Consider the following 4,925-nt stretch of genomic DNA (forward strand, 5'->3'; position numbering starts at 1 on the left):
ACAACGGGGGGAACCCCCGCAACGCACTGGCTCCTCTGTCGGGAAAGCCCTTCGGGTATGCCTGCGGCACGCGGCTTGGGCGAACGCAGTCGCCTCTGTCGGGAGACCCTCCTGCAGCGCTGTCTCACCGTCATTCGCGCTGTCTCACCGCTCCGCGTCTACGTTTTTCCGTTACTCCTGCGTAAGTCCTATAGACAAAGCAAGTTTTATTTAGTAACGACAAATGACTACAAAACTTCCCTCACAACTTCAGGAATACACTTGATGCTTGAATGGATAACCAATACTATTAACTCTCTGGGCTACTGGGGAATTGCTCTACTGATGTTTCTCGAAAATGTCTTTCCTCCAATTCCGTCAGAACTTATTATGCCATTGGCGGGATTTACAGCAAGGGCAACCCCAGAAAAGCTTAATGTCATCGGCGTATTTTTTGCAGGACTGCTGGGTTCTGTCCTGGGCGCACTCGTCTGGTACTATCCCGGCAAATATTTGGGAGAAAGACGCTTGCAAGTTTGGGCTGACAAATACGGTAAGTGGTTGAGTATATCTAGCAAGGATATTGTCAAGGCAAAGGGCTGGTTTGACCAGCAAGGCGGCAAAGCAGTTTGTATTGGTCGCCTTGTACCGGGAGTCCGCACTTTGATTTCCGTACCCGCTGGCATGAGTCATATGCACCTTCTACCATTTTTAATCTACTCAACTTTAGGTAGCGCTGTATGGGTCGGTTTGCTAACATACTCAGGATATGCTTTGGGTAGTCAGTATGAACTCGTGGACAAGTATCTGGCTCCTGTTTCTAAAATTGTGGCTGTAGTTCTGATCCTGGCATTTGTCGTTTGGGTGATGAGGCGTAAGCGAAAAAACAGGAGACAGTAAAAATTATTGTTTCTAATTAGCGTTGGAAAAATAAGTATTCTCTGTGTAAAAGCAAGCGTTAGCAATTCTCTAACTCTGCTTGTTAGCTTTGTGATTCTATGGTATCAAGTGAAACTTACACGCTATCTATGTTTATCGCTCAACAATTAAGTGGTTCTTTGTATATTGCTTGCTACAGTTGACGCAACAGATGTTTTCTGGTACACCCATTTTTGTAAGATGAGCATGATAACTTGTGATAGCTAAGTTCAGTATTAGGAGCTTTTATGACAGACCAACCTTCCGCCGCCACTCCCATGAACGCCGCTGCTATTCCAATGAATAGAGTTTCGGCATCTACCCCGATAAATGCTGCTCCCCCTCAACCACTTGCTGGTATTCCGGGGAAAAAGATTCTCAGTATTGATTTAGGTAGAACTTCAACAAAGACTTGTATTAGCCGCGAGTCTAATAATGTGACGTTCGTCTCCGCTAACGTGAAAGAGATGTCAATGGAACAAGTGCGTGGAGGTGTTTTTGAAGCCCGCGCGACTGACCCATTGATGGATCTGTGGCTGGAGTATCAAGGCAATGGATACGCTGTTGGTCAATTGGCAGCAGATTTTGGGGCTAACCTAGGAGTGGGTCAATCTAAGGTCGAATCCGCACTGATCAAAGTCTTGGCTTGCGCTGGCTATTTTAAGCTCAAAGATGATATCTCTGTGGTGCTGGGTCTGCCTTACCTTTCTCAAGAACAATTTGAGAAGGAAAAAGCACAGATCATCAGCCAACTCAATGGTCCTCATGTGATGAACTTTCGCGGAGAATCCGTATCGTTGAATATCAACAAGGTTTGGGTCATGCCAGAAGGCTATGGCAGCTTACTATGGTGTGAGGCTCAACCAAAGAAAGCTGCAGCAATGCCTGATCTTACCAAAGTCTCCGTGGCAATTGTTGATATTGGACATCAAACAACCGATTGTTTGATGGTTGATAATTTCCGTTTTGCCCGAGGTGCGTCAAAGAGTGAAGACTTCGGTATGAGCAAGTTTTATGAACTGGTTGCTGCCGAAATTGAGGGCGCAGATAGCCAATCTCTATCTTTAATTGCTGCAGTCAACCGAGCCAAGGGCGATCGCTTCTACCGTCCCAGAGGTGCCAGCAAGCCTACCAATTTAGATGACTTTCTCCCCAATCTGATAGAAATGTTTTCTCGCGAAATCTGTAACCGCGTGCTAGCATGGCTACCAGAGCGCGTCACCGATGTAATTCTCACCGGAGGAGGTGGAGAATTCTTCTGGGAAGATGTTCAACGCTTGCTCAAAGAAGCAAAAATTAACGCCCATTTAGCTTCACCGTCTCGGCAAGCAAATGCTTTAGGGCAATATATTTATGGAGAGGCACAGTTATCCAACGCTCGCGCTAGAACTTAACACTGATGTTCCAATGGTCAAAAAAAGTAGTGAAATCCGTTACGTTTGAGCCAGGGGTGGCTGACGAAAGCTTGTTAGCTCTTGTGGAAAGTCATTTGGAGAAAGATCCCCAAAAGACCTTCAGCGACCTTTGTAAAGAAGCCTTATGGCAATCTTTGTGCGTACCGGAATCTGTACGACCAGCCCCGAAACCAGCAGCAGCAACAGCAACAGCAACACAAGGGGTGGAACAACAAATTGCTGCACTGCAAAGTCAGATGGCTGACCTTGAGGAACGTTTTTTTGCTAAGGAATCTAATCGGTTGGAAATTATGGAACAGCAACTGATACAGCTGAGCCAACAAGTAGCTCAGTTGGCTATTATGCTGAATAATGTTTCAACCAGTTCCCCTCCAACCCCTCAACAGGTCTCAACCTTAGAAGTTATCAATCATACTTCTAGTCCTACTCATGCTGCTGCCACTTATTCTCAAGAAATTGATCCAGTTATCAGCCGCATTAGTCAATTTCTGGATGATTTCTAAGGAAATTTCAGGGTGTGAATGTATTTGACTGCTAGAAAACCTCCTTAATGAGAATTCTCTTAAGGAGGTTTTCTATTTATGAATTTTTATTGTTTTGTGTTAAGGACTTAGGAGGCGTACTCTGTAGTGTTTGTGGCTGCTTTGAGACGGCAGTTATTTCGGTTTTCTTATTACCATAGCTAAAGCTATCCACTAGATTCCCTTGTGCATCATACAGTAGCCCCACACTCCCTTTATTGTTCCAAACTGCTCGCTTGATGCCAAAACTGAAACCCCCGGTTTCTGGGTGTATCTCATTGGTATACACTCGCAAACTTTTTCCTGGTGTCAATAGGGTTCCTTTGGGGAAATAGAAGTTTTGCCGACCATCCTCACTATTGAGTCTCCACCCTGATAGATCTATTATTGCTGGTTTCTGATTGGTAATTTCAACATATTCATCTGATTCCGTCTGTTTTACGACCCCTTTAGAGAAAATGTCCTTAATAACTACTGACTGCGGACTAGGGCTGACGCTAGCATCAGCGCTCGTCGGCAAGCCTACTACTGTTGTGAAGCACAAAACCAAAGCAACAATCGCAACAGCCATCCGTGAGAAAAGTTTTTTCATAACATCCTTGCTTGCAAAGCCATCGCCTTCAATCCCTCTCTTCAGCATAAATCATGGGATCTTGTATGAAAAATCATCCAAAATTGAAGTAATTTAATATACAAGTCCCTGAATATAGGCGGTAAAATGGAAAGAACTCGAAAACTTTACCCACCAATCGAACCTTACAAAAAAGGCAACTTAAAGGTTTCTGACCTCCACACCATTCATTTTGAAGAATCAGGTAACCCACAGGGCAAGCCAATTGTTTTGCTACATGGAGGACCTGGAGGTGGATGTCCGCCCTTTTATCGACAATATTTCAATCCAGAAAAATGGCGTCTTGTAATGTTTGACCAGCGTGGTTGTGGTCAAAGTACGCCTCATGCAGAACTACGGGAGAATACCACTTGGGACTTGGTTAGTGATATTGAAAAGCTGCGAGAACATCTGGGTATAGAAAAGTGGGTTGTCTTCGGTGGGAGTTGGGGAAGCACTCTAGCATTAGCTTACAGTCAAACTCATCCCTCTCGATGCACAGGACTCATTTTACGTGGCATATTTATGTTAAGGCGCAAAGAATTGCGATGGTTCTATCAAGAGGGAGCTAGTTATATTTTTCCTGATGCTTGGGAAGAATATCTCAAACCAATTGAGCCTGCGGAACGTAACGATATGCTCACAGCTTATCACAAACGCTTAACCAGCCCTGATTCATTCACTCGGTTGGAAGCAGCCCGTGCTTGGTCAATTTGGGAAGCGAGTACAAGTCGATTGTTTCTAGACACAGAACTGATGCAAAAGTTTAGCGCAAATGAGTTTGCAGAAGCCTTTGCACGAATTGAGTGTCATTATTTTATTCATCAAGGATTTTTTGAAACAGAAAATCAATTACTTTTAAATGTTGAGCGCATCCGCCATATTCCTGCTGTGATTGTTCAGGGACGTTACGATGTTGTTTGTCCGATGATATCGGCTTGGGAATTACATCGTGCTTGGGAGGAAGCAGAATTTGTTGTTGTCCCTGATGCTGGACATTCAATGAGTGAACCAGGAATTCTCAGCGCTTTGATTTCGGCAACAGATAAGTTTGCAAACTTTCAATGAGTCAGGAACACATTTAGTTATTTGTGTGTCATCAATAGTATCATAATTACTATTACACTTTTTATACTAAAAGTCTTGTTACCGGGTGCCCTGTGTGAATGTTAGAATCCACTGTTAGAAAGTAGGGATACCTCAATGTCAGTAGCAGCTAACGTAGTCAAATTTGGTACAGACGGCTGGCGGGGCGTCATTGGCGATGAGTTCACCTTTGAGCGTGTCGCCTTGGTTGCGCCACTTGCCGCAAAAGTTTTACTTGATACGTACGGAAAAACTACAGGTAACCGTACAATTATTGTGGGACACGACCGACGGTTTATGGCAGAAGATTTTGCTCAGAAAGTCGCGGATGTTGTCTGTGCTGCTGGATTTGATGTATTACTCACGGATACTTATGCCCCAACTCCAGCTTTTAGT

General features: G+C 44.3%; 5 protein-coding genes and 1 pseudogene. 5 read left to right on the forward strand and 1 reads right to left on the reverse strand.

Going from position 1 to position 4,925, the window contains the following annotated elements:
* Positions 1–264 precede the first annotated feature (264 nt).
* The 3 genes from DP116_RS26975 (at position 265) to fcmC (ending at position 2,815) form a co-directional block, all read left to right on the forward strand.
* On the forward strand, positions 265–879 hold the full coding sequence (locus DP116_RS26975; RefSeq protein WP_169158066.1) for a DedA family protein: 615 nt from the start codon (positions 265–267) through the stop codon (positions 877–879).
* 266 nt (positions 880–1,145) lie between these two features.
* Positions 1,146–2,291 (forward strand): filament morphology actin-like protein FcmB, encoded by a 1,146-nt coding sequence (gene fcmB / locus DP116_RS26980; RefSeq protein ID WP_169158063.1) that lies wholly within the window; start codon positions 1,146–1,148, stop codon positions 2,289–2,291.
* Between the two features lie 5 nt (positions 2,292–2,296).
* Positions 2,297–2,815: a filament morphology membrane protein FcmC gene (gene fcmC, locus DP116_RS26985; protein WP_169158064.1), complete on the forward strand. Its 519-nt coding sequence runs from the start codon at positions 2,297–2,299 to the stop codon at positions 2,813–2,815.
* A 76-nt stretch (positions 2,816–2,891) separates the two neighbouring features.
* On the opposite strand, the gene DP116_RS26990 is transcribed toward fcmC, so the two are convergent.
* Positions 2,892–3,425, reverse strand: a complete 534-nt coding sequence (locus DP116_RS26990; protein ID WP_211173534.1) for a lamin tail domain-containing protein — start codon at positions 3,423–3,425, stop codon at positions 2,892–2,894.
* 126 nt (positions 3,426–3,551) lie between these two features.
* On the opposite strand from DP116_RS26990, the gene pip reads away from it, so the two are divergent.
* Both pip and DP116_RS27000 read left to right on the forward strand, forming a co-directional pair.
* Positions 3,552–4,511 (forward strand): prolyl aminopeptidase, encoded by a 960-nt coding sequence (pip, locus tag DP116_RS26995; RefSeq protein WP_169158065.1) that lies wholly within the window; start codon positions 3,552–3,554, stop codon positions 4,509–4,511.
* A 135-nt stretch (positions 4,512–4,646) separates the two neighbouring features.
* A pseudogene (locus DP116_RS27000) lies at positions 4,647–4,925 on the forward strand (phosphoglucomutase/phosphomannomutase family protein); the annotation flags it as partial.

It is taken from the genome of Brasilonema bromeliae SPC951, assembly GCF_012912135.1.
Lineage (GTDB): Bacteria > Cyanobacteriota > Cyanobacteriia > Cyanobacteriales > Nostocaceae > Brasilonema > Brasilonema bromeliae.